Origin of the sequence: Paenibacillus sp. VMFN-D1 (genome assembly GCF_003386155.1) — a bacterium.
Classification (GTDB): domain Bacteria; phylum Bacillota; class Bacilli; order Paenibacillales; family Paenibacillaceae; genus Paenibacillus_AQ; species Paenibacillus_AQ favisporus.
On the sequence record NZ_QRDU01000001.1, the window covers coordinates 893,977 to 913,503 of the forward strand.

Annotated in this window: 17 protein-coding genes; 15 read left to right on the top strand and 2 right to left on the bottom strand. The window is 53.6% G+C overall.

Going from position 1 to position 19,527, the window contains the following annotated elements; genetic code table 11:
- Positions 1 to 47: 47 nt before the first annotated feature.
- The 12 genes from pdhA (at position 48) to C7820_RS04340 (ending at position 13,268) form a co-directional block, all read left to right on the top strand.
- Positions 48 to 1,115: a pyruvate dehydrogenase (acetyl-transferring) E1 component subunit alpha gene (gene pdhA / locus C7820_RS04285; RefSeq protein WP_116229887.1), complete on the top strand. Its 1,068-nt coding sequence runs from the start codon at positions 48 to 50 to the stop codon at positions 1,113 to 1,115.
- A 54-nt stretch (positions 1,116 to 1,169) separates the two neighbouring features.
- Entirely contained in the window at positions 1,170 to 2,150 is a 981-nt protein-coding gene (locus tag C7820_RS04290; RefSeq protein WP_116229888.1) for an alpha-ketoacid dehydrogenase subunit beta, read from the top strand.
- 32 nt (positions 2,151 to 2,182) lie between these two features.
- Entirely contained in the window at positions 2,183 to 3,502 is a 1,320-nt protein-coding gene (locus C7820_RS04295; RefSeq protein WP_116229889.1) for a dihydrolipoamide acetyltransferase family protein, read from the top strand.
- A 3-nt stretch (positions 3,503 to 3,505) separates the two neighbouring features.
- Positions 3,506 to 4,927: a dihydrolipoyl dehydrogenase gene (lpdA, locus tag C7820_RS04300; protein ID WP_116229890.1), complete on the top strand. Its 1,422-nt coding sequence runs from the start codon at positions 3,506 to 3,508 to the stop codon at positions 4,925 to 4,927.
- A 296-nt stretch (positions 4,928 to 5,223) separates the two neighbouring features.
- Complete coding sequence (locus C7820_RS04305) at positions 5,224 to 6,093, top strand: AraC family transcriptional regulator (RefSeq protein ID WP_181908926.1); 870 nt, start codon at positions 5,224 to 5,226, stop codon at positions 6,091 to 6,093.
- 164 nt (positions 6,094 to 6,257) lie between these two features.
- On the top strand, positions 6,258 to 7,532 hold the full coding sequence (locus tag C7820_RS04310; protein WP_244364426.1) for an ABC transporter substrate-binding protein: 1,275 nt from the start codon (positions 6,258 to 6,260) through the stop codon (positions 7,530 to 7,532).
- Positions 7,533 to 7,595: 63 nt separating this feature from the next.
- Positions 7,596 to 8,483, top strand: a complete 888-nt coding sequence (locus C7820_RS04315; protein WP_116229893.1) for a carbohydrate ABC transporter permease — start codon at positions 7,596 to 7,598, stop codon at positions 8,481 to 8,483.
- A 16-nt stretch (positions 8,484 to 8,499) separates the two neighbouring features.
- Positions 8,500 to 9,375 carry a carbohydrate ABC transporter permease gene (locus tag C7820_RS04320; protein WP_116229894.1) on the top strand — a complete coding sequence of 292 codons (876 nt, stop codon included), beginning with the start codon at positions 8,500 to 8,502 and terminating at the stop codon, positions 9,373 to 9,375.
- Positions 9,376 to 9,626: 251 nt separating this feature from the next.
- On the top strand, positions 9,627 to 10,421 hold the full coding sequence (thyA, locus tag C7820_RS04325; protein WP_116229895.1) for a thymidylate synthase: 795 nt from the start codon (positions 9,627 to 9,629) through the stop codon (positions 10,419 to 10,421).
- Positions 10,422 to 10,459: 38 nt separating this feature from the next.
- On the top strand, positions 10,460 to 10,948 hold the full coding sequence (locus C7820_RS04330; RefSeq protein WP_076171350.1) for a dihydrofolate reductase: 489 nt from the start codon (positions 10,460 to 10,462) through the stop codon (positions 10,946 to 10,948).
- 278 nt (positions 10,949 to 11,226) lie between these two features.
- Positions 11,227 to 12,714, top strand: coding sequence for a glutamate synthase subunit beta (locus C7820_RS04335; RefSeq protein WP_116229896.1), 1,488 nt, complete (start codon positions 11,227 to 11,229; stop codon positions 12,712 to 12,714).
- A gap of 110 nt (positions 12,715 to 12,824) precedes the next feature.
- Positions 12,825 to 13,268, top strand: coding sequence for a GNAT family N-acetyltransferase (locus C7820_RS04340; RefSeq protein ID WP_116229897.1), 444 nt, complete (start codon positions 12,825 to 12,827; stop codon positions 13,266 to 13,268).
- Positions 13,269 to 13,389: 121 nt separating this feature from the next.
- Here the strand turns inward: C7820_RS04340 and C7820_RS04345 are convergent, their stop codons facing one another.
- Positions 13,390 to 14,175 (bottom strand): TioE family transcriptional regulator, encoded by a 786-nt coding sequence (locus C7820_RS04345; RefSeq protein ID WP_116229898.1) that lies wholly within the window; start codon positions 14,173 to 14,175, stop codon positions 13,390 to 13,392.
- Positions 14,176 to 14,389: 214 nt separating this feature from the next.
- Between C7820_RS04345 and C7820_RS04350 the strand changes: the two genes are divergently transcribed.
- From C7820_RS04350 to C7820_RS04360, 3 genes are all read left to right on the top strand, one after another.
- Positions 14,390 to 15,361, top strand: coding sequence for an ATP-binding cassette domain-containing protein (locus C7820_RS04350; RefSeq protein ID WP_116229899.1), 972 nt, complete (start codon positions 14,390 to 14,392; stop codon positions 15,359 to 15,361).
- A complete protein-coding gene (locus C7820_RS04355) occupies positions 15,358 to 16,179 on the top strand; it encodes an ABC transporter permease (protein WP_116229900.1) in 822 nt (273 codons plus the stop codon). Before C7820_RS04350 ends, C7820_RS04355 begins: the two co-directional genes overlap by 4 nt.
- Positions 16,180 to 16,432: 253 nt before the next feature.
- Positions 16,433 to 18,694: a type IA DNA topoisomerase gene (locus C7820_RS04360; protein WP_116229901.1), complete on the top strand. Its 2,262-nt coding sequence runs from the start codon at positions 16,433 to 16,435 to the stop codon at positions 18,692 to 18,694.
- 68 nt (positions 18,695 to 18,762) lie between these two features.
- Here the strand turns inward: C7820_RS04360 and C7820_RS04365 are convergent, their stop codons facing one another.
- The gene (locus tag C7820_RS04365) at positions 18,763 to 19,527 is read right to left on the bottom strand and encodes an HAD family hydrolase (protein WP_116229902.1); all 765 of its coding nucleotides are present in this window, start codon (positions 19,525 to 19,527) and stop codon (positions 18,763 to 18,765) included.

The following is a 19,527-nucleotide window of genomic DNA, read 5'->3' on the forward strand; positions in this document are numbered from 1 at the left end:
ATAACAGCGGAACTTGATATTCAAATTTTTTTGTTGAGGTGAAGAGAATGAGCAAGGTTCCTTATGAAGTGTACACCGAGGAAGTCGAAGCGCTTTCCGTGCTTTCTCCGGACGGTGAAATTGTTAATGAAGCGAAAATGCCTAAACTTACTGATGATCAGTTAAAAGAAATTATGTACCGTATGGTATTTACACGTACTTGGGATGACCGTGCTGTTAACCTTGGACGTCAGGGCCGTCTCGGCTTCTATGCACCGGTTTCCGGTCAGGAAGCGACGATGGTCGGCAGTGAATTCGCGCTGGAGAAAGATGACTTTATCTGCCCGGGCTACCGCGACATGCCGCAGATCGTATGGCACGGACTTCCGCTATACCAAGCATTCCTGTACTCCCGCGGACATCAAGAAGGCGGCCGCATTCCTGAGGGCGTTAACGTCTTGATGCCACAAATTATTATCGGTGCGCAAATTTTGCACGCGATGGGTATTGCCATGGGCTACAAGCTGAAGAAGCAGAAGCAAGTGGTTATTACGTACACAGGTGACGGCGGATCTTCCGAGGGCGACTTCTACGAAGGCCTGAACTATGCCGGACGCTTCAAACTTCCTGTCATTTTCTTTGTACAAAACAACGGCTACGCCATTACGACTCCTTTCGCAAAACAAACGGCATCCTTGTCGATCGCTCACAAAGCGGTTGCAGCCGGTATCCGCGGCGTAAAAGTCGACGGTATGGACGTGCTTGCCGTTATTAGTGCTGTTCAAGAAGCTGCTGAGCTCGCGCGCAACGGCGAAGGTGCAACTTTGATCGAAGGTGTAACTTACCGGTACCGTCCGCACTCCTTGTCCGACGATGCAACCAAATACCGCACGAAGGACGAAGAAGGCGAATGGAACGCGAAGGATCCGATTACGCGCCTTGGCAAGTACCTGGAGAAGAAAGGCCTGTGGTCGGAAGAAGACACAGCCCGCGTGAAAGAGGAAGCCAAAGCGAAAGTAAACGAAGAGATCAAAAAAGCGGAACAGACGCAAAAAATGACCGTTCCTGGCCTGATCGACAGCATGTTCGAACAAACACCGAAACATTTGGAAGAACAAAAGGCCGATTTCCAATAAATCGTTTGATCCGTTTTGCGTAGTTTAACGAATGTTTAAGGAGGAAATGAAGCAATGGCACAAATGAATATGAAGGAAGCAATCCGCGATGCGCTGCGCGTGGAACTCAAGCGTGACCCGAACGTGATTGTGTTTGGTGAGGACGTAGGTAATGTCGGCGGCGTATTCCGTGCGACGGAAGGGCTGCAAAAAGAATTCGGAGAGGAACGCGTGTTTGACACGCCTCTGGCTGAATCCGCGATCGGCGGCCTGGCTGTAGGCCTCGGGATCCAAGGCTTCCGTCCGGTAGCCGAAATTCAGTTTGTCGGCTTTATCTTTGAAGCGCTCGACCAAATGTTTGTACAGGCGGCCCGCATGCGTTTCCGTTCCGGCGGACGCTACAACGCGCCGATCGTATTCCGCACACCGTTTGGCGGCGGGGTTAAAGCGGCTGAGCTTCACACCGATTCCCTGGAAGGTTTGGCCGTTCAAACACCGGGTATTAAAGTGGTAGTGCCGTCGAACCCTTACGACGCCAAAGGTCTGATGATTGCGGCGATCCGCGACAACGATCCGGTGTTCTTCATGGAGCACTTGAACCTGTACCACGCGTTCCGCGCCGAAGTTCCTGAAGAGGACTACGTCGTTGAGCTGGGTAAGGCTAACGTGGTCCGCGAAGGTTCCGACGTGACGATCATCGCCTACGGCATGATGGTTCATACCGCTACGAAAGCAGCGGAAGAGCTTGAGAAAACGAAAGGCATCAAAGCCGAAATCATCGACCTGCGTACGCTGAATCCTTTGGATATCGATACGATCGTTACATCGATCCAGAAAACTAACCGTGCCATCGTCGTACAGGAAGCTCAAAAAACTTCCGGCGTTGCGGCTGAGGTCATTGCTCAAATCAACGAAAAAGCGATTCTTCACCTGGAAGCTCCAGTACTGCGCGTAGCTGGACCTGACACGGTATATCCTTTTGCCCAAATCGAAGATACATGGCTTCCTACACCGGCTCGAATCATCGCTGCAGTCAACAAAGTCATGGAATTCTAAGAATCGCAGTCATTCAATAGGGAGGTAGTAACGTGGCAAAATTTGAATATCGGTTCCCCGAACTGGGAGAGGGCTTGCATGAAGGCGAAATTATCAAAATGCATATCAAGCCCGGCGATAAAGTAACAGACGACGACATCATTATGGAAGTGCAGAACGACAAGGCGGTTGTAGAAGTGCCTTGTCCGGTTAACGGCACAGTACAGGAAGTATTCACGAAGGACGGACAGGTGTGCCGTGTGGGCGAAGTAGTCGCCATTATCGATGCGGAAGGCGAAGTGCCTGAGCAGGAAGCTCCTGCCGGCGATCACGGCGCCCAAGAAGCAGACGCAGCAAAAGGCAGCGCGGATACAACATCTTCTCCTGCGGCAAGCAGCCCTGCTGATGCCAAAGAAGGCGGTGCTGACCAAGCTCCGGCTCCTGCAGCTCCGAACAAAGAAGTGCTGGCTACGCCAAGCGTGCGCAAGTTTGCGCGTGAGCAAGGCGTTGACATCACGCAAGTGAGCGGAACAGGCAACAACGGTAAAGTGACGAAAGAAGACGTCGAAGCCTTCAAGAACGGCGGCGGTCAAGCGGCAGCGCCTGCAGCAGCTAAGGCTGAAGACAAGGCAGCTGCACCTGCAGCGGCAGCAGCAGCTGCGGATCCGCGGGCGGAAGAAGAGCGCGTACCGTTCAAAGGAATCCGTAAAGCGATCGCTAACGCCATGGTGAAATCGGCGTATACAGCTCCGCACGTTACGATCATGGACGAAGTGGACGTAACCGAGCTGGTGGCATTCCGTACCCGCATGAAACCGATCGCCGAGAAGAAAGGCACGAAGGTCACTTATCTGCCGTTCATCGTCAAAGCGCTTGTGGCGGCCAGCCGTCAATTCCCTGCTTTGAACGCGACGATCGACGAAGAAAACAACGAAATCGTCTACAAGAAGTACTACAACATCGGTATCGCAACCGATACGGATAACGGCCTGATCGTACCGGTCATCAAAGATGCCGACCGTAAGAGCATCTGGATGATCGCTGACGCGATCCGCGACCTCGCGGCACGCGGCCGTGACGGCAAACTGGCTCCGGCAGAAATGAAAGGCAGCACGATCTCCATCACCAATATCGGTTCCGCCGGCGGCATGTTCTTTACTCCGATCATCAACTTCCCTGAAGTGGCGATCCTGGGTACCGGACGCATTACCGAAAAACCTGTCGTGAAGAACGGCGAAATCGTGGCAGCTCCAGTTATGGCCTTGTCCCTGAGCTTTGACCACCGCATCATCGATGGTGCTACAGCCCAAAACTTTATGAACTATATTAAATCACTGCTCAGCAACCCTGAGCTGCTGGTTATGGAGGTGTAAGATATGGTAGTAGGTGACGCTTCTCTCGATATCGATACATTAGTGATTGGTGCTGGTCCCGGCGGTTACGTGGCAGCCATCCGTGCTGCACAGCTAGGACAAAAGGTTCTGATTGTGGATAAATCCGAAGTGGGCGGCGTGTGCTTGAACCGCGGATGTATCCCTTCCAAAGCCCTGATTGCGGCGGCTCATCAATATGAGTCTGCCGTTCACGGCGAATCTTTCGGCGTAACTGCTGAAAATGTGAAAGTGGACTTTGGCAAAACCCAGGAATTCAAAAACGGCGTTGTGAAAAAGCTGACCGGCGGCGTTGCCGGCCTGCTCAAAGGCAACAAGGTTGAAATTTTCAACGGCGAGTGCATGTTCATCAACGAAAACGAGGCGCGCGTGTTCAACGAACACGAGTCCCCTCGCTACCGCTTCAAAAACTGCATTATCGCTACAGGCTCCCGTCCGATCGAGCTCAAAGCGTTCCCGTTCGGCGGCCGCATCCTGTCTTCGACAGAAGCGCTGAGCCTGCCTGAAATTCCGAAGAGCATGGTTGTCATCGGCGGCGGATACATCGGTGCCGAGCTTGGCCAAATGTACTCCAAATTCGGAACAAAAGTAACGATCATCGAAGGACTGGATTCCATCCTGAACGGATTCGATCCGGACATGACGAAGCTCGTTGTGAAGAGCATGACCAAAACCGGCGTGGAAATCATCACAAACGCCAAAGCGGAAAGCGCGACTCAAACCGACAACGAAGTTACGGTGAAATACTCCGTGAACGGCGAAACGAAAGAAGTGACTGCCGACTACCTGCTCGTTACGGTTGGTCGCCGTCCAAACACCGACGGAGAGCTTGGACTCGACCTGATCGGTATCGAATTGGATGACCGCGGCCTGATCAAAGTCGATCATCAGGGACGTACGAACAAGCCGCATATCTTTGCAATCGGCGACATCGTTAAAGGCCCTGCGCTGGCACACAAAGCTTCTTACGAAGGTAAAGTAGCGGCTGAAGCCATCGCCGGACATCCTTCCGTCGTGGACTACAAAGTCGTTCCTGCCGTAGCATTCGTCGATCCTGAATGCGCGAGCGTAGGTTACACTGAAAAAGAAGCAAAAGAAAAAGGCTACAAAGCAAAAGCAGCGAAGTTCCCGTTTGCGGGCAACGGACGCGCCTTGTCCCTCAATGCAGCGGACGGCTTCGTGAAGCTGGTGTTTGACGAGGAAACTCAGCTCGTGCTGGGATGCCACATCGCCGGGGTTGAAGCTTCCAACCTGATCGCTGAGCTGGGCCTCGCTATCGAAATGGGCGCCACGCTGGAAGATATCGCTTTGACGATCCATGCGCATCCAACGCTGGGCGAAATCGTTATGGAAACTGCCGAGCTTGCGCTGGGCAATCCGATTCACGTGATCGCACCACGCCGCTAAGTTATCATCATATATAGAAGTAACTCAAGGAAAGAGCCGTCTCATGCGGCTCTTTCTTTTTTGATTATTGAAGGGACTTCGTCATTTCAGGCGTTAGCGCCAAAGGAGCCGGATCCATTAACCTCTGAAGTAACCATCCTGAAAGGACAGTTTTGCAATCCACCCATATCATAATAAAAGAGGATAGGTTGTTTTTCTAATTATTGGGATCATCTGGGTGATGATGCTGACGGGTTGAGGATTTTGCTACAATGGAAAGAGCAGAACGTTTCATTCTAGGGAAGGTGGGGGATGTTATGGGAACGATGACCTCATTTCTGGAAAGAGGACTGATGGACGAAGATTTTCCGATTCGTGTAGTTCAGACAGAAGAAACGTTTCTTTTTGCGCCGCATTGGCATGAAGAAGTCGAAATTGTATATGTAGCCGAAAGCGGGGCGCGCATCGAACTGAACCATCACTTATGTGAGCTGAAGAAAGGGGAGATTTTGATGATCAAGCCGGGTGAAGTCCATTCTTTTCTGCCCGGCACCGGCAAGCTGCTGATTATCGTATTTCGCATGCATTTTTTAACAGGAACGAACCCATGCGGCCCGGATGAGCAGAGCTTAAAGTCGCTCGTTTCGCACAATACCGTCATTCCGGCACATCAAGTGCAGAAGGCCAATTTGGCGCTGATGATGAAAGCGATTGCTGAAGAAGAATCGGGCAGGCAGCCCGGTTATAAATGGTCCATGAAAGCAAGGCTGTACGACCTGATCGTTCGCTTGATCCGGCTCAAGCCGGGGCAAATGGAGGATGATTATCCAGGGGGCGCTTGCTCCGAGAGCAAGAAATTCGCCTTTATTGAGGCGGTGTGCGAGTATCTGGAAAGGCACTACGACCAGCCGCTGAAGCTGGATGACATTGCCGACCATACGAACTTTAACAAATTTTATTTATGCAAGCTGTTTAAGGAAGCCCGCGGCATGACGGTAATGGATTACTTGAATCAATACCGGATTGCACAAGCTAAATGGGAGCTGCTCGGCGGTTCGGAATCCATTCTGCAGATCGCTGTGCGGAACGGATTTAACAATCTGAACTCGTTCAACCGCATTTTTAAAAAGTACAATGGCTGCACGCCTTCCGAATTTCGCAAGCGAAGCGGCAGGACTGCGCAATAAATGAACAATCCAGACCAATATCCGATGAGCCCGGCCGGCAAAAATCCCATAAAATGATAACAAACTTAGATGTAAGCGTTTCCTTTTTTAATCGTGGATGAGGGGGGACTAGTTGTTATCCTGGGATTGACCAACATCAAGCGAAAAGCAAAGGACGGGTGCTCATGAGAAGAAATCATTGGGGATATACCTTTATGCTGAGTCTGCTGGGCTTGTCCATCCTGCTGGCCGGGTGTACGGTCTCGGGCAAAGGAACGGGCTCAAGCCAGGAAATAACCGTATGGAGCTTTACCGATGAGGCGAATTACGCCATTGACAAGTTTGAGAAGAAGTACCCCGGGGTCAAGGTGAACTTCGTCAACATCCCGGGCAACTTTTACATCACCAAGCTGAAATCCGCCTTGCAGACGGCTTCCAAGGCACCGGACGTGTTCATGCTCGAAAACGGGAATATCCGTGAGCTGATCGACGTTCCTTACCTGGAGAACCTGTCTGCGGCTCCGTACGATGCAAACAAGCTCATTCCGGAGCAGTATCCCTTCGTTCAAGCCAACGAAAAGGACTCTGAAGGGAACGTCAAGGCACTGGGTTACCAGGCGACACCTGGAGGCATTTATTACCGCCGGGACCTGGCCAAACAATATTTGGGCACAGACGATCCGGAGGAAGTCAGCAAGCAGATTGACTCCTGGGACAAAATTTTCGACATCGGCGAAAGGGTTGCCAAAGAAAGCGGGGGCAAAGTGCACGCCCTGGCGAATTGGAACGCCATTTCCGTCTCCTATGAAGGCATTCCATGGGTCAAGGACAACAAGCTTGTCATCAATGACGCTTACCTGAAGGTGCTCGATATGGTGAGGGAAGCGCGGCAGCGGCATGTGCTGGCCGAATTTGACGACGGGAGCGCCGGATATGCCGCTTCCATGCAAAAGGGCGAGGTGATGTTCTATCCGGGCGCAAGCTGGGCGCTGCAGTACACGTTCAAGGCGAATGCACCGGATACGTCGGGAAAATGGGGACTTGCGCACGGCCCGGCCTCGTTCAGCTCCGGGGGAACGTATATCGCTATGTACAGCAAAAGCAAAAACAAGGATCTGGCGTGGAAATTTATCCACTTCTACAATTTCGACCACGAGTTTTTGACCGAGCTGGCCCATGACCAGGACTACTTTACGAGCAATCGGGTCGTGGACGACCAGCTGGCTCCGACGCTGACCTCCGCTTACCTGGGGAACCAGAAGCACTTCGAGTTCTTTTCCGAGGAAGCGAAAAACGTGCCGAGCTATCAGCGGACGCCTTTTGATACGGTGATCAACAATGACATTTACAAAAACGTGCTGCAGCTGTACCTGAACAACAAGATGAAGACGAAAGAAGAAGCTATCCAAAGAATTAAACGGGACGTCAAGCTCAGGTACCCCGAGCTGGAGGTGGATTAACGCTTAGCGGTTGATTATTCGGCTGCGACAACGTTGGAACAACCTATACCAGGAGGTGCGTCCATGTTTGCCAAATCGATACGGAAGGACCATTACGGTTATTTTTTCATTGCACCGTTCTTTATTATCTTTCTGCTGTTCGGACTGTATCCGATTCTATACTCGCTGTATATCAGCTTTACGAACTGGGACGGGATCCGGACGCCGGAATTCGTGGGGCTGGGTAACTACATTGCGGTATTCCATGACCCGATATTTTACAAAACCTTTCTCAACACGCTGTTTATTTGGGGCGTGTCCGTCATCCCTCAGCTGACCGTTTCGCTTGTGCTCGCCTTTATTTTAAACGAGAAGTTCGTCAAGGGAAGAAACATATTCCGTGCCGTCTACTTCTTCCCGCATATCGTCACCGCCGCTTCGCTGGGGCTGCTGGTAAGCCTGATCTTCGACTGGCAGTCGGGCGGGCTGAACCACTTTCTCGTCGAGAGCGGAATCATCCACGATCCGATCAACTGGAAAAACAACGCCTGGTTCATGCGGCTGATCGTGTCCTCGATTTTGTTCTTTCAATACTTCGGCTACTCCATGATCATTTATTTGGCCGGACTGCAGGGAATCGATCCTTCGCTGACCGAGGCCGCCCAAATCGACGGGGCCACGAAAAAACACATTTTCCTGCACATCACTGTTCCGATGCTGAAGCCGATCATTCTGTTCCAGGTTATCACCTCGATCATCGGCGGGATGCAGATCTTCGATCAGCCCTTTACCCTTACCAATGGCACGGGAGCGCCGGACCGCGCATCCATGACCAGCATCATGTACCTGTACAACGTCGCGTTTCAGAGCACGCGGTTTGGCTACGGAGCCGCCATCGCGTTTTGCCTGTTCATCATCATTATTCTGTTCTCCGTCCTGTCGTTTGTGCTGACGAACCGGAAGAAGGCTTGAGGAAGGAGTCGATAACATGGAAGCGATTAGACCGATCCGGCGGGAACTTCCGTTTGCCGCCAAGCCCAAACGCCGCCTGTCCGCCGGCATGGTGCTGCTGTATATTTTTCTGGTCGGGTTTGCCATCATCTGTATCATCCCGTTTTATCTCATGCTGATCTACTCCAGCCACAGCAATGCCGACATCGCCTCATCGTTCATCTTTCTGCCGGGGAAGGATCTGTGGGCGAACTACAGCAACATGGCCGCAAAAATCAACATTTGGCGGGGATTCATGAACAGCTTCTTCATTGCGGGGTCCACGACGGTGCTGTCCCTGTACATCGGGGCACTTACGGCCTACGGCTTCGCCAAATTCCGGTTTAAAGGCAACAAGCAGCTGTTCTTCGCCCTGCTGGCCACGATGATGGTGCCCGGACAGCTGGCCCTGATCGGGGTATACCGGCTGTTCAGCACATTCGGCCTGCTCGACAGCTACGCGGCTATCATTCTGCCGGCGGCGGCGAACGCCTTCAACGTCTTTTTCATCAAGCAGTTTATCGACGGAAGCGTTCCGGACGAAATCATCGAGTCGTCGCGGGTCGACGGTGCGGGCGAGTTCCGGACGTTCAACCAGATCATCCTGCCGATTCTGGGTCCTGCGGTTTCCGCACTCGGCATTTTTACGTTCATCGGCTCCTGGAACAACTTCCTCGGCCCGCTCGTCCTGTTCTTCTCGCAGAGCAAATATCCGCTGCCGGTTCTGGTCGCGCTCGTGCAGGGTTATTACGGGATGGACTACGGCCTGTTGTACCTGGGTGTGGCAATTTCCATCGTGCCGATCATCATCGTGTTTGCGGTCTTTTCCAAGCAGATCATCGGGAGCGTGGCGATTGGAGCCGTTAAAGGGTAACGCTGCATCTGTCATACGAAAAATCTCGGGATGATGTAACGGCAACAAGGCTTTGGCATGGGACGGTTCTTGGGGGAAGACCCCGGGAACCGTTTTTTTGCAGTTAGTCCCGGTATGCGTTAAGCGGGCGGATTCTGGTCATTGGGGATGGACTTTTTTAGGTGTTTATCAACCATGCCCCCACATGGTAAACTAGAATATACACAATCAAGAGATATATAGACATTCGGCATGGAGAGGAAGGATACAAAGTGCGAAACTATTTGGAGCTGCTGAAGGACATACTGGAACACGGTACCCCCAAGGAGGACCGGACCGGAACCGGCACGATTTCTGTCTTCGGACGACAGCTGCGGTTCGATCTGTCCCAGGGCTTCCCGCTCGTGACGACGAAGCGCATCCATTTGAAATCGGTCGTCCATGAGCTGCTGTGGTTTTTGAGCGGTGATACGAATATCCGGTACCTGAAAGAAAACGGTGTTTCCATATGGGACGAGTGGGCTGACGAGAACGGGGATTTGGGACCGGTGTACGGCTCTCAGTGGCGGAACTGGGAGGCACCGGACGGCACCCATATCGACCAGATTGCGAATGTGATCGAATCGATCAAGCGGAATCCGGATTCACGCAGACATATCGTGAGCGCATGGAACGTGGCGGAGATTGAGAACATGAAGCTTCCTCCTTGCCATTTCGTATTCCAATTCTATGTGGCCGGGGGCAAATTGTCCTGCATGCTGACGATGCGTTCGGTCGACACGTTCCTCGGACTGCCGTTTAATATTGCCAGCTACGCGCTGCTAACGCACATGGTAGCCCAGCAATGCGGTCTAGAAGTCGGCGAATTCATTTGGTCCGGCGGCGACGTGCATATTTATTCAAACCATTTGGAACAGGTCAAAACCCAGCTGGAGCGCGAGCCATTCGAACTGCCTCAGCTTGTGATCAAACGGAAGCCCGAATCGATTTTCGACTATAAGTTCGAGGATTTCGAGTTCGTGAATTATCAGCATCATCCAGGCATTAAGGCGCCGGTCGCCATCTAGCCGGCATTCAATTTTATGTTGAAGGGAGCTTTTTGACCATGACAATGACGTTTATCTGGGCCATGGGCTCAAACGGAGTAATAGGGCGGGACAACAAGCTTCCTTGGCGGCTTCCGCGGGATATGGCTTTTTTCAAGGAAAAGACGATGGGCAAAACGGTCCTCATGGGCCGCAAAACGTGGGAATCCTTCGGCGGTAAGCCGCTGCCTGGACGCGACAACGTCGTCCTGACCCGCGATCCGGATTACGAGGCACCGGGAGCCCAGATCATTCATACGATAGAAGAAGCGGTTGAGCTCGGCAAAAATAAAGAGATCATGGTGATCGGAGGAGCGGAGATTTACTATAAGCTGCTTCCGGTAGCGGACTGCCTGATCGTCACCCGGATCGACGAGACGTTTGAAGGCGACACCTACTTCCCTGAAGTAGACTTCGGGGACTGGATTCTGCAAGAAGAGATCGAAGGGATCACGGATGAGAAAAACCCGTATTCCTACCGTTTCTGCACCTATATCCGAAAAAGTTAACCGAAATTCATGTTATCATGACATGTGATCTCGATGTGAAATAGTACAAATAATTATGCGGATAATCCATTTAATATTCAAAGTTTCAAATGATACTATAATTGAAATATCTATGTAGAATGAACTTGAGCGTATCATGCTCTAACACGAAAGCTGCGCCGTGGTCAGGGGATAATACATGCACAGGCTCGGGTTCAATCTATCTACGTGTCGTTAATGTGATAGATAGGAAGTAACTTTCAACAAGATAGAAAAGAACGGATGGGGGAAAATGCGTCATGTCAACACCAACAGGCTTTATGGAGTACAGCCGCCAGCTTCCGGCGGATCGCGATCCTGCAGAGCGGATTAAGGATTGGGAAGAGTTCCATAAACATATGTCCGAAGAAGAACTGCGCACCCAGGGCGCACGCTGTATGGATTGCGGAACACCTTACTGTCATACGGGAATTGATTTGGCTGGAGGCACCTCGGGCTGCCCGGTCAACAATCTGATTCCGGAATGGAACAACCTCATCTACCGCGGCTTGTGGAGAGAAGCGCTGGAGCGCCTGCATAAAACGAACAACTTTCCGGAGTTCACCGGCCGGATTTGTCCTGCTCCATGCGAAGGCTCTTGTACCGTCGGCCTGATCGGCCAGCCGGTAACGATCAAGACGATCGAGCAGGCTATTATTGATAAAGGATTTGAAGAAGGATGGGTCGTGCCGAACCCACCGGAGAAACGTACAGGCAAACGCGTGGCGGTCGTGGGCTCGGGCCCGGCAGGACTGGCCGCGGCGGCACAGCTGAACAAAGCGGGCCACAGCGTGACGGTGTACGAGCGTGCGGACCGCATCGGCGGCCTGCTGATGTACGGCATCCCGTCGATGAAGCTCGACAAATCCGTTGTTCAGCGCCGTGTGGACCTGCTCGCAGCGGAAGGCATCCAGTTTATTACGAATACCGAAATCGGCAAGGACATTCCTGCACAGCAGCTCGTTGACGACTATGATGCCGTCGTGTTGTGCGGCGGAGCCACCAAGCCGCGCGAATTCAACATTGAAGGCAGCGATCTGAACGGGGTTCATTATGCCATGACGTACTTGAACGGTACGATCAAGAGCTTCCTGGACTCGGGTCTTGCCGACGGGAACTACATTTCCGCCGAAGGGAAAGACGTCATCGTGATCGGCGGCGGCGACACCGGTTCGGACTGCGTCGCAACAGCACTCCGTCATGGCTGTGCAAGCGTAACGCAGTTTGGTACGCATGAGAAGGCGCCGCTGGAGCGCGATCCGATCAACAACCCTTGGCCGCAGTTCCCGAACGTATACACGCTGGATTACGCCCAGGAAGAGGCGAAAGCGGTCTTCGGCAGCGATCCGCGCGAATTTTCCATCATGACCACCAAATTTGTGGGTGATGACGAAGGAAACCTCCAAGAGCTGCACACCGTTCAAATTCAGCGGATGGTGGACGAAACCGGGCGTAAAATCTACCAGCCGATTCCGGGAACGGAGCGGGTATTCAAAGCGCAAATGGCGCTGATCGCCATCGGTTTCGACGGACCGGAGCAGACAATTACCGAACAGCTCGGCCTAGAAACGGACCGCCGCTCGAACGTAAAAGCGCGGAAGGGTAAATACAACACAAACGTGGACAAAGTTTTCGCAGCCGGCGACATGCGCCGCGGCCAAAGCTTGGTCGTGTGGGCCATTAACGAAGGCCGCGAAGCTGCCCGTGAAGTGGACAAATATTTGATGGGCTCGACAGTGCTGGTATAAGATCGCCGGCTCATGACCCGGGTATGATAGAACAGCAGCTCCGCATTGTTGGCGGGGCTGTTGTTTTTTCTGTATCAGGTCAAATAACGATGTAAGGAGGCAGCAAATCGATGGGACAAATAACGGCTTATCGGGAAGAGGATCACGATCATTTGGTAGAGTTGTGGTACCGGGCGGTTCGGGAGACACATGCTTTTTTAACTGAGGCAGATATCGCGTTTTACCGACGGATTGTAGACGAGCAGGCGCTGAAGCACGTGGAGGTATGGGTGGAAAAGGATGACAGCGGCGTCCCCTTGGGCTTCGTCGGGCTGGACGGCAGTATGGTGGAAATGCTGTTCGTCGATCCCGACCGGCATGGACAAGGCATTGGCACCCGTTTACTCCGGTATGCGGAGCAGCTGAAGGGAAGCCGGCTACGGGTCGACGTCAACGAGCAGAACGACGGGGCATACGCATTTTATCAGCGGTATGGATTTGTACGAACGGGACGGTCCGAGCTGGACGGCTCCGGACGGCCGTTCCCGCTTCTGCATTTGGAGCTGAAACGGTAAGCGGGCAGGCTCAACCTGCCTCTTTAAAAACATCATGCTCTCCCAAGGTCTGGGATTATCAAAGGGAGAGCTGCTGATACATAGTTAAGTTGAAAAATGCATCCGAAGCAAGAGCCCCTTTTCATGGAGCTTCGCCGGGTGCTTTTTCCGCTTTGGCTTTTTGGAAATAATCAAACCACAAGCCTTTAATGTATTCTGCCGGATCGATCAGTCCTTCTTCGATGCACAGCTCGACCAGCAAGTGAACGCCGAAGAACTGCCGCCGGTTCCGGTCATGGATACTCGATAACGCCTCCAGCGTCACCTTCTTCGCTTTTTCAACGCTGTGCTGCTCGACGCCATGCACAATTTCTTTCATGTTTTCCAGCACATAAACCGTCTTCCTTAGTGTGCGAATCAGCAAAATTTGCCGGACATGCGTGGGGGTAAACAGCCTGTACCCGTTTTCGGGATCCCGTTCCGGCTGGATCAGCCCTTCTTTTTCCCAATGCCGGATCGCCGAGGGCTGCACATCCGTAAGCTCAGCTGCTTCGCCGATCGTCATGCGGCCCTTCAATCGTTTGCCCGAGACAAGCGGCAGTTCGGGATTTTGGAGTAAAGCCAGGGTCTGTTCGGCAACCATTTTTTCATGCTGCAGACGAGCCTGCTCCTGATTGACGAGCCAGAAGGCTCCGTCCATGTCACGCTGTTGAATCAAGCGAAGCACTTCAGAGGTAATCCCGACCCCGAATCCTGAAAACATAGCCCGCAGGCAGCGGAAATAAGCCAGGTGCAGCTGGGTGTACAGGCGGTAGCCGTTATCCGACCGCTCCGGCTCGGGGACTACCCCCCAAGATTCATAATGGCGCAGGGCGCTTGTGCTGATATACAATTCCCTGGCGATTTCGATCGGCTTATAATAACGCATTTTCCTTTCCCCCTTTTGCGCTTGGACGATTTTCACTCCCCCCAAGGATAACATGCCGGCAAACACTGCACAAAAAGCTTTAAGTGACATGATAATGTTCCGTCACAGAGTTACTGTGAATTCCAGTGAAAATTTAAGCCAGCTTTCCCATTTGCATGAGTGTTATAAAATTTGGGTGTAAGTTGAATTTCAAGCGCTAGGTAGGAGGTAGAACATGAAACAAGAAGCAGCCGTTGACGTGCGCGGGCTAAAGAAAGCTTACGGCAAGGAGGATGTTCTGAAGGGATTGGACCTGCGGGTTGAGCAGGGAACCGTGTACGGCGTACTCGGCCCCAACGGGGCAGGCAAGACGACGCTGATCGGCATTTTGTCCACGCTGCTCGCACCGGATTCCGGTTCGGTCCGGATCTTTGGACTCGACGTCGTGCGGGAAGCCGATGCCGTGCGCCGAAGGATCGGGCTCACCGGACAATTCGCCGCGGTGGACGAGGGGATGAGCGGCCGCGATAATTTGATTCTCTTCGGCAGGCTGGCGGGTTATTCCGCCAAAACGGCCAAAGTCCGGTCCGAACAGCTGTTGGATGCATTTGGCCTGACCGATGCGGCCGGGCGTTCGGCCGGAAAGTATTCCGGGGGCATGCGGAGGAGGCTCGATATTGCTGCGGCGATGCTCGTCGCTCCGGACCTTCTCTTTTTGGACGAACCGACGACCGGTCTGGATCCGCGGAGCCGCAGCGAAGTGTGGGATATCGTACGCACTTTGGTGGACCATGGCACAACCGTGGTTTTGACGACCCAGTATCTGGAGGAGGCGGACCAGCTTGCGGACCGCGTGGCAGTGATCGGCGAGGGCGCCGTCATCGCCGAAGGGACGCCCGCCGAACTAAAGGCTTCCATCGGTTCAGGCTCGATTCAAATCCGGCTGGCCGATCCGAAGCAGCGTGGGGAAGCCGAGCAGATCCTGCGGCGTGTACTTCAAACAGAAGCCAGGCTTCATGCGAACCCCGCCGAACTGTCGGCTCAAGTCTCCGATCCGCGGCAGGCTGCGCTGGCGCTGACGGAACTCATTGAGGCAGGTATTTATACGCACCAATATTCGCTTGGAAAGCCTAGTCTTGACGAGGTTTTTCTCACGCTGACCGGCAGAAGCGCTCAAGCAGAAATTTTGAAGGAGGAGAACCGATGAGCGAACCACAGTCCAACATGGTGGCCGCCCTGAACTTGAGGGAGCGTCCGCCGCGGCCGAGCGCGCCGCAGGCGGTAATGACCTTTATTTGGCGCTCATGGCGGAAAACGAGCAGTAACGCGGCTTATTTAGCGATCGATTCGATCCTTTTCCCGGCGGTCTTTCTGCTGATCTTTACGTATTTGTTCGGCGGGGCCATCTCGGGTTCAACGGGAAATTACCTGCAGTATCTGCTGCCAGGCATGATGGTGTATACCGTCTCCACCATGACGGTGTACATTGGCATCAACCTCAAAACGGATATCGAACGCGGTGTCTTCAACCGATTCCGAACGCTGCCGTTCTGGCAGCCCGCTGCGATCATCGGCACGATGGCCATCAACCTCATATCCTTCGCCATGGGACTCATTACGACGTTAGGGCTCGGAATGCTGCTCGGATTCCGTCCGGAAGCGGGATGGTTTGGAGTGCTGTTGTCAATGCTGCTCGTGGTGCTCTATGCTTTCAGTTTCAGCTGGATCTTTGCCTGCCTGGGGCTGACCGTACGGAAAACCGAATCGCTCACAACGATGTCCTATCTCGTGCTGTATCCGCTCATGTTTACGAGCAATGTGTTTGCCGACACGTCCACCATGCCGGATTGGCTGGGTCCGGTCGTTGCTTACAACCCCGTCAGCCTGGCTTCCGCATCCGCCCGGGCATTGATACACGGTACGGCGGGTACGGCTGCCCTAACCACCACGCTGATAAGCTTGGGATGTATCATTGCCGTGTTTATGCCGCTTGCATTTCAGCTTTACCGCAAAAAAAGCAAGTGACCGAAACCAGATGGAAACATCGTCGTCAGGGACTGGCACCGCTTTGATTGTAACCTTTCCTGATCCATGGAGCGGGAGGCCCTGCCGCCAAGAGATGACTCTCCAAAGGCTTTCCCGCTTGCATTGAAAAACGGGCCTCTCGTATGCTATCATAATTTAGAGTCAACTCTATCAGAACGTGGAAGTTATCCATGAATAAACCGGCCGGGAGCAGCTATTCTCGGCCTTTTTCCATGCGGGGAGCGAATGATTGTTGAAAACTCTAGTCATAGCAGAAAAACCGGATATGGGGCGCAACATTGCCGCGGTCATTGAGCCGAGGGCGAAGAATGCCCGCTCCTATCTGGAGGGGGAGCATTATATCATTACCTGGGCCATAGGGCATCTCGTCGGTTTGGCAGAGCCGGATGCCTATGATGACCGGTACAAGAAATGGAACTTTCGTGATCTGCCGATCATGCCCGACCAATTCAAAATCGTGCCGCATTATAAAACGAAAGACCAGCTGAAAACGATCGGGGAGCTGGCCAAACGCTGCGACCGGATCGTGAATGCCTGCGATGCGGGACGGGAGGGGCAGTACATCTTTGCGCTGATTCAGCAGCAGCTGAAGCTGAAGCAGCCCGTCCGGCGGCTGTGGATTTCGGACCTGACCGCGGAGAGCATCGCCAAGGGCTTCAGGGAGCTGCGCGCCGCCGAGGAATTCGAAAATTTGACGCAGGCCGCAAGGGCCCGCAGCGAGGCCGACTGGCTTATCGGCATGAACGCGACCCGGGCGTTTACGACCAAGCATAACACCCTGCTGTCCGTCGGACGGGTTCAGACGCCCGTGCTGGCGCTCATTTATGACCGTCAGAAGGAAATCGAGTCGTTTGAATCGCTGACATATTACGAGGTTAAGGCTCATTTTCGCCAAGAGGCGCTGGAGTACACGGGAACGTGGCAGGGAGACCGGCTGACCTCCAAGGAGAAGGCCGAGGCGATCGCCGCCAGGGTCAAAGGGAAGGAAGGCAAAATCGCCAAATACGAAGTCAAAGATACGAAGGAGTACCCTTTTAAGCTGTATGACCTGACGCTGCTGCAGCGGGACGCAAACGCCAAGTTCGGCTTCTCCGCCAAGAAGACGCTGGACATCGCGCAGGCATTGTATGAACGGCATAAGGTGATTTCATATCCGCGGACCAACTCGAATTACGTCAACGAGCAAAATATTGAGGGGATGCATAAGGCGCTGCATATGCTGAAATCCACTTCATATCAGGAACAGGCTGAAGGGGCTAACGCATCCCTGGTACACAAGAACAACAAGGCGATCTGCAATCCGGAGAAGGTCGAGGATCACCATGCCATCCTGCCGACGCTTAAGCGGCCCGGCCAGCTGGGCAAGGAGGAACAGCAGCTGTACGACCTGATCATTCTGCGGTTTTTGTCCCAGTTCTATCCGCCCGCCTTGTACAAGCAGCATACCGTCCTGACCGAAGTAGAGGGGGACCTGTTCAAAACGAACGTGAAGGAGCTGCTGTCGCTGGGATGGAAGGTGCTGATGCCGAGCACCGATAAGAGCGGGAAGAAAACGAAATCCGCAAAGCAGGAGGAAGAGGAAGAAAATCTGGAGTGGAATGACCGGGCTTTCGATCTGGATCCTGAGAAGCCGGTGAAATGCGGCAAGAGCGAAGCCAAAGAGAAAGCTACGCAGCCGCCGAAGAGCTATACGGAGGGCACCCTGCTGAAGGCGATGGAAAGCGCGGGCCGCTCGATTGAGAACGACGAGCTGCGGGACGCGATGAAGGACAGCGGTCTCGGCACGCCGGCCACCCGGGCGGCGACGATCGAACGGCTGAAGAAGGTCGGGTATATCGCCATGCAGGGCAAAAAGATCACGATTACCCAGAAGGGCCGGACGGCGGTCGAGCTCATTCGCCAGGCAGGCGTTGAGCTATTGACTTCTCCCGAGATGACCGGGCAGTGGGAGCGGCGTCTGCATCAAATATCCAAGGGCGAGGCAGCCTCGGTTAAATTTATGGACAATGTCCGCAAATTTACGGTCTCCATCATCGAGAAGGTTGGTGTCCAGCAGGCGGCGCCATCTTCGCTCTTCGGTACGGATCAGGAACAGGGCCGGGGGAAGTCGCGCTCAAGGTCGGCAGCAGGGAAGGGCAGGCGCGGTACAGGGACCGCTTCGCGAACGGCCCGCACGGAAACGGCCGCTGCTGCCGCGGCCCCCGCACCGCCGGGGGAACGGCTGACACATGGTCCATGTCCGCGGCCGGGCTGCCACGGCCAAATTATCGAAGGCAAAAAGGGTTACGGCTGTACCGCATTCAAAGACGGCTGCGGCTTTGTGATCTGGAAGGAGTTCTCCGGCAAAAAAATCAGCGCCAACATGCTGAAATCGCTGCTGGCTTCCGGCCGTACGCAGCTGCTGTCCTTCAGCGGAACCGGGGAACCGTATAAAGCGCGGATTGTGCTGCAGGACCGAAATTCCGGTAAGCTGAGCCTCGAGCGTTCGACATAAATCAAACCAAAAAGAACGGACCCTGGCGGGCCCGCTCTTTTTTTGCCTTTTTTATCGAGGCGGCACATTCACTGTCTCAAGGCGTTCGCGGAAGTTACGATGCTCTTGCTGTGGATGACCTCCGGAACTTCCTCGATGCTTGTGACCGTGTAAAGGGAGCTGTCCGGCTTCTTCTGCAGCTCCACCATGTTATAAATCCATTCGTTCTGCTGTTTGATATAGATGCTGTGGATTCCTGCCGATAATGCCGGCATCACATCGGTGCGCAGGGAGTTGCCGATCATCCAGGTGCAAGGGCGGTAGAAGCCGCCCTGCTTCAGGATGTTCTCCAGCGTCGCTTCGTTTTTGTGCTGCGTAATGTAGATCCGGTCGTCAAAGTACTGGCTCAGCTTCATCTGGTCAATCTTCCGCTGTTGTATCGCCGTTTCCCCGCCGGTATACAGATACAGGTGATGTCCCTGTGATTTCAGCGACTCCAGCGTCTCTACCATGCCCGGATAGGGCTCCACTTCCTGCTCGTACACGCTCAAGCCGAGCTCCATCAGCTGTTTTTCTTCGTCCGGCTGAACGGGGCGGTTAAACTTGCGGCTGAAGAAGCGGTATGTTTCGATCAGCGATTTGGGGAAGATGCCGCTGCTGAAGCCAGCTTGGCTGACGGCCGCGACGTCGATTTCGATTTGCTTGCTGCGAATCTCTTCTGTCTTGATCTGGTGGGGCTCAAACCATTGTTGTACCCATTCAAAAAACTCCCCGAGGACGATGCCGAAATACTTGTTGCAGTGGATCAGCGTGTCATCCAGATCGAACAGAATATGCTGCTCAGGTGCTTTCAC

Bases quoted from the DNA above. Each gene is read 5' to 3' on its own strand.
- pdhA (WP_116229887.1), top strand. From the start codon at position 48: ATGAGCAAGGTTCCTTATGAAGTGTACACCGAGGAAGTCGAAGCGCTT.
- C7820_RS04290 (WP_116229888.1), top strand. From the start codon at position 1,170: ATGGCACAAATGAATATGAAGGAAGCAATCCGCGATGCGCTGCGCGTG.
- lpdA (WP_116229890.1), top strand. From the start codon at position 3,506: ATGGTAGTAGGTGACGCTTCTCTCGATATCGATACATTAGTGATTGGT.
- C7820_RS04305 (WP_181908926.1), top strand. From the start codon at position 5,224: ATGGGAACGATGACCTCATTTCTGGAAAGAGGACTGATGGACGAAGAT.
- C7820_RS04310 (WP_244364426.1), top strand. From the start codon at position 6,258: ATGAGAAGAAATCATTGGGGATATACCTTTATGCTGAGTCTGCTGGGC.
- C7820_RS04315 (WP_116229893.1), top strand. From the start codon at position 7,596: ATGTTTGCCAAATCGATACGGAAGGACCATTACGGTTATTTTTTCATT.
- C7820_RS04320 (WP_116229894.1), top strand. From the start codon at position 8,500: ATGGAAGCGATTAGACCGATCCGGCGGGAACTTCCGTTTGCCGCCAAG.
- C7820_RS04330 (WP_076171350.1), top strand. From the start codon at position 10,460: ATGACAATGACGTTTATCTGGGCCATGGGCTCAAACGGAGTAATAGGG.
- C7820_RS04335 (WP_116229896.1), top strand. From the start codon at position 11,227: ATGTCAACACCAACAGGCTTTATGGAGTACAGCCGCCAGCTTCCGGCG.
- C7820_RS04340 (WP_116229897.1), top strand. From the start codon at position 12,825: ATGGGACAAATAACGGCTTATCGGGAAGAGGATCACGATCATTTGGTA.
- C7820_RS04345 (WP_116229898.1), bottom strand. From the start codon at position 14,175: ATGCGTTATTATAAGCCGATCGAAATCGCCAGGGAATTGTATATCAGC.
- C7820_RS04350 (WP_116229899.1), top strand. From the start codon at position 14,390: ATGAAACAAGAAGCAGCCGTTGACGTGCGCGGGCTAAAGAAAGCTTAC.
- C7820_RS04355 (WP_116229900.1), top strand. From the start codon at position 15,358: ATGAGCGAACCACAGTCCAACATGGTGGCCGCCCTGAACTTGAGGGAG.